The sequence below is a fragment of the Salipiger sp. HF18 genome (assembly GCF_011806505.1).
Lineage (GTDB): Bacteria > Pseudomonadota > Alphaproteobacteria > Rhodobacterales > Rhodobacteraceae > Salipiger > Salipiger thiooxidans.
On record NZ_JAATOS010000324.1, the window covers coordinates 1 to 4,533 of the forward strand.

Consider the following 4,533-nt stretch of genomic DNA (forward strand, 5'->3'; position numbering starts at 1 on the left):
GCCACGCGTCGTATTCGGCGTCGTGGCCGGCAGCGAGCAGCTCCTCGAACAGGATCGTCACCTTCTGCCCGTTGGGGGTGGCAAGGCTGTAGAGCTGGAACGGGTGCTCTCCGGTCGGCAGCTCCTTGTCGTGGGTCGCCCCCGCGATGGGACGGTTGAGCGACGCCCACTGGCCGCCGTTCTCCTTTTCCCAAGTCCAGACCCGGGGCGGGGTGTACTCTTCGGTCATTGGCGCATTCCCTTCCGATTGTTCCCCGAGAAACGTAACGACGGATCGGGGAAATGCCAGACCCGGACCTGTGCCACGCTGCACAGGTCCCTCGCGCCCGGACGCGCAGGACAGAGATCAGGCGGCCGGGTCGCATCTGTCGCGGAAATGCCCGGCCATGAGGCGGTCCCGGGACGGGATGTCGCGCACCGGGACCATGCCGACGGGCGCCCGCCCGGCACTGTCGATGGGCAGGGGACGGCAGCCGCCGCCGCTGCGCCTTCGTCAGACGGGGGATTCCGGACGTCGCGGCGCAGCGCACGTTTCCCTTCTGTTCGTGCGCCCCTATCTTCCCCGACATGAGAGCGCTTCCCACCCCACTCCAAGGCTGGTTCGACCGGCGAGGCTGGCAGATCCACCCGCACCAGAGCGCCATGCTCGAGCGGGCGGACGCGCCCTGCCTGCTGCTGATCGCGCCCACCGGCGGCGGCAAGACGCTGGCGGGGTTCCTGCCGACGCTGGCCGAGCTGACCGAGGCGCCGCGCAGCGGGCTGCACACGCTCTACGTCTCGCCGCTCAAGGCGCTGGCCGCCGACATCCGGCGCAACCTGCTGATCCCCATCGAGGAAGCCGGGCTGCCGATCCGGGTCGAGGACCGCACCGGCGACACCCCCGCCAGCCGCAAGAAGCGCCAGCGCGCCGACCCGCCGCACATCCTGCTCACCACGCCCGAGAGCCTCGCGCTGCTGACCTCCTACGAGGACGCGCCGCGCATGTTCGCGGGGCTGCAGCGGGTGGTGGTGGACGAGGTCCACGCGCTGGCGGAAAGCAAGCGCGGCGACCAGCTGATGCTGGCGCTGGCGCGGCTGCAGGGCATGTGCCCCGACCTGCGCCGTGTCGGGCTCTCGGCCACGGTCGAGGATCCGCAGACCATCGCCCGGCTGCTCGCCCGCCATCCCGATCCCTGCGAGATTGTCGAGGCCGACCCCGGCCCCGAGCCCGACATCTCGATGCTGGTCACCGAGGCCGCGCCGCCGTGGTCCGGGGGCGGCGCCGCCTACAGCATTCACGCGGTGCTCGAGCAGGTGAAGCAGCACCGTACCACGCTGATCTTTCACAACACGCGGGCGCAGGCCGAGATCTTCTTCCACAACCTCTGGCTCGCCAACGAGGACGCGCTGCCGATCGGCATCCACCACGGCTCGCTCGACCGCGGCCAGCGCGAAAAGGTCGAGGCCGCGATGGTCCGGGGCGAGCTGCGCGCCATCGTCTGCACCGGCTCGCTGGACCTCGGGATCGACTGGGGCGACGTGGATCTGGTGATCCAGATCGGCGCGCCGAAGAACGTCAAGCGGCTGGTGCAGCGCATCGGGCGGGCCAACCACCGGTACAACGCGCCATCGAAGGCGCTGCTGGTGCCCGCCAACCGCTTCGAGGTGGTCGAATGCCTCGCCGCGCTCGAGGCCGTGAAGGAGCACGATCTCGACGGCGAGTGGCGCGGACGCGGGCCGCGCGACGTGCTTTGCCAGCACATCCTCATCGCCGCCTGCGCCGGGCCGTTCGGGGCTGATGCGCTTTACGCCGAGATGACGCAGGCCGGGGCCTACGCCGACCTCACCCGGGCCGAGTTCGACGCCTGCCTCGCCTTCTGCGCCACCGGCGGCTACGCGCTGCGGGCCTACGACCGCTGGCAGCGCTTGCTGCAGCGCCCGGACGGGCTCTGGCAATTGCGCGACCCACGCTCGGCGGCGCGCATCCGGCAGAACATCGGCACGATCCAGGACACCGACACGCTCAAGGTCCGCTGGCGCGGCCGTGGCGGCGCGCCGCTGGGCGAGATCGAGGAAGGCTTCGCCACCTCTCTCAGCCGCGGCGACACCTTCCTCATCGGTGGCCAGATCGTGCGCTACGAGGGCCTGCGCGAAATGGTGGTCGAGGTCACCCGCGACGCCGCGAAGAAGCCCAAGATCGCCACCTTCATGGGCACCAAGTTCGCCACCTCGACGCAGCTCTCGCACCGCATCCTGCGCATGTTCCGCCAGCCCGGATGGCCCGGCCTGCCCGCCCACACCGCCGAGTGGCTGGCGCTTCAGCGCGAGGTCAGCCGGCTGCCAGAGCCCGGCCGCCTGCTGATCGAGAGCTTCCCCCACGACGGGCGCGAGCAGCTCGTGGCCTATGGCTTCGCCGGGCGCAACGCCATGCAGACGCTGGGCCTTCTGCTCACCAAGCGGATGGAGGAAGAGGGGCTCGCCCCCATGGGCTTCGTGTCCTCGGACTATGCGGTGCTGATCTGGGGGCTGGACGCGGTGACCGATCCGGCGCCGCTCTTCGACCTCGCCAAGCTCGAGGCAGGGCTCGAGACATGGCTGCAGGGCAACGCGGTGATGAAGCGCACGTTCCGGGCCTCGGCCACCATCGCGGGGCTCATCGAGCGCAACACCGCGGGCCAGCGCAAGAGCGGGCGGCAGGCGACGATGTCGTCTGACATCCTCTACGACACGCTGGTCAAATACGACCCCGACCACATCCTGCTGCAGATCACCCGCGAGGAGGCGATGCGCGGCATGGTCGATTTCTCCCGCATCCGCGAGATGTGCGAACGGGTGGGCGACCGCATCGACCTGCTGCGGCTGGACCGGGTCTCGCCGCTCTCGGCGCCGCTCTTCCTCGAGCCCGGACGGGTGCCGATCGCCGGCAGCGCGGACGAGCGACTGCTGCGCGACGAGGTGACGGCGCTTTTCGACAGCTCGGGCCTCGCGCTGATTGACAAGGCAAAGTGATTACCGCTCAGGCAGAGTGTCGCCTCCAGGGACTCAATTGCTTGCGTTGCCGGCGCCAAGTCGGCGACCCTTGGTGACAGATTCTTTGTTTTTAGAGCGATGACGCGATTTCCAAGAAATCCATTTCCAAAGGGCTGGTGGATTCTGCCCGGCATTGTCCTCGGCCTGCTGGCGTGGTGGTGGATCGTGCGCGCACTCGGCCGCGTCATGTGCGTATCGCCCGAGTGATCGCCGCCCCCTTGTCTCGCTCCCCCGATTGCGGCAAGGAACATCCCATGAACACCCTCCGCTTCACCTTCCGCGGCGCCGAGCTTGCCGCGCTGCCCTCGGGCGCGCTCTACTGGGAAGACGAGCGGCTGCTGGTGGTCTCGGACCTGCATTTCGGCAAATCCGCCCGGCTCTCGGCGGTCGGCGGCGCGGCACTGCCGCCCTACGAGACTCAAGAGACGCTGCTGCGGCTCGAGACGGATCTGACCGAGACCGGGGCTGCCCGGGTGATCTGCCTCGGCGACAGCTTCGACGCCCGCGGCATCGCCGACGAGATGCCCGAGCGCGAAAGGCTCTGGATCGCGCGGCTGCAGGCGGGCCGGGACTGGACATGGATCGAGGGCAACCACGACCCGGGCCCGGTCGCGCTTGGCGGCAGTCACCGCGCCGAGTTGCGGGTCCGCAAGCTTGCGTTCCGGCACATCGCCACGCCCGACGCCGAGGGCGAGGTCTCTGGGCACTACCACCCCAAGGCGCGGCTGCGGCTGCGTGGCAGGGCCCTGACGCGGCCCTGTTTCCTCGTGGACCGGGCGCGGCTGATCCTGCCCGCCTATGGTGCCTATACCGGAGGGCTGCACTGCGACACGGCGGTGCTGACCGGGCTCATGGCACCCGGGGCCACGGCGATTCTCACCGGGCCGTCGCCTGTGGCGATCCCGATGCCGCGCGGCTGAGGCTTGCCAAGCGCCGGGTCGCATGGCCTTCTGCGCGGCATGGATCTCGAGACACGGATAAGGTCGAGCTTCGACCGGCAGACGATGATGCAGACGATCGGCGCGCGGCTGGTTTCGGTGGCACCCGGCGCGGTGAGCATCGAGGCGGCGGTCCGCGGCGACCTGCAGCAGCAGCACGGCTTTGCCCACGCGGCGCTGGCCTTCGCCATCGGCGACAGCGCCGCCGGCTACTCGGCGCTCACGGTGATTCCCGAGGACCACGACGTGGTGACCTCGGAAATGAAGATCCACCTGCTGGCCCCCGCCCGGGGCGAGACGCTGGTGGCCCGGGGCCGGGTGGTGAAATCCGGCCGCAGGCTGGTGATCGTCACGGCGGATGTCTTCGCGGTGGCGGACGGGGTCGAGACCCACGCCGCCCTTCTCACCGGGACGATGGTGCCGCTCTGAGCGGCACCCGCAGGGATCAGGCCGTTAGCCCCTCGGGCTCGGCCAGGCCGTTCGCCCGGCAGCAGGCGGTGACGGTGTTCGCCAGCAGGCAGGCGATGGTCATCGGACCGACGCCGCCCGGCACCGGGGTGATCGCCCCCGCCACCTCGGCGCAGCT

The 4,533-nt window shown here is 70.1% G+C and carries 3 protein-coding genes and 2 pseudogenes; 3 read left to right on the plus strand and 2 right to left on the minus strand.

Annotation, left to right across the window (positions count from 1 at the left end):
• Positions 1–229, minus strand: a pseudogene (locus HC022_RS19570) (glutathione-dependent disulfide-bond oxidoreductase); the annotation flags it as partial.
• A 338-nt stretch (positions 230–567) separates the two neighbouring features.
• On the opposite strand from HC022_RS19570, the gene HC022_RS19575 reads away from it, so the two are divergent.
• The 3 genes from HC022_RS19575 (at position 568) to HC022_RS19585 (ending at position 4,376) form a co-directional block, all read left to right on the plus strand.
• Positions 568–2,988, plus strand: a complete 2,421-nt coding sequence (locus HC022_RS19575; RefSeq protein ID WP_167453542.1) for a ligase-associated DNA damage response DEXH box helicase — start codon at positions 568–570, stop codon at positions 2,986–2,988.
• 275 nt (positions 2,989–3,263) lie between these two features.
• Entirely contained in the window at positions 3,264–3,929 is a 666-nt protein-coding gene (gene pdeM, locus HC022_RS19580) for a ligase-associated DNA damage response endonuclease PdeM (protein WP_167453543.1), read from the plus strand.
• A gap of 39 nt (positions 3,930–3,968) precedes the next feature.
• Complete coding sequence (locus HC022_RS19585) at positions 3,969–4,376, plus strand: PaaI family thioesterase (protein ID WP_167453544.1); 408 nt, start codon at positions 3,969–3,971, stop codon at positions 4,374–4,376.
• A gap of 16 nt (positions 4,377–4,392) precedes the next feature.
• Here HC022_RS19585 and HC022_RS19590 read toward each other — a convergent pair.
• Positions 4,393–4,533 (minus strand): annotated as a pseudogene (locus HC022_RS19590) (bifunctional methylenetetrahydrofolate dehydrogenase/methenyltetrahydrofolate cyclohydrolase); the annotation flags it as partial.

What these genes read in the sequence shown, in the direction of transcription:
- HC022_RS19585 (WP_167453544.1), top strand. Translation starts at nt 3,969, where the DNA reads ATGGATCTCGAGACACGGATAAGGTCGAGCTTCGACCGGCAGACGATG.
- HC022_RS19575 (WP_167453542.1), top strand. Translation starts at nt 568, where the DNA reads ATGAGAGCGCTTCCCACCCCACTCCAAGGCTGGTTCGACCGGCGAGGC.
- pdeM (WP_167453543.1), top strand. Translation starts at nt 3,264, where the DNA reads ATGAACACCCTCCGCTTCACCTTCCGCGGCGCCGAGCTTGCCGCGCTG.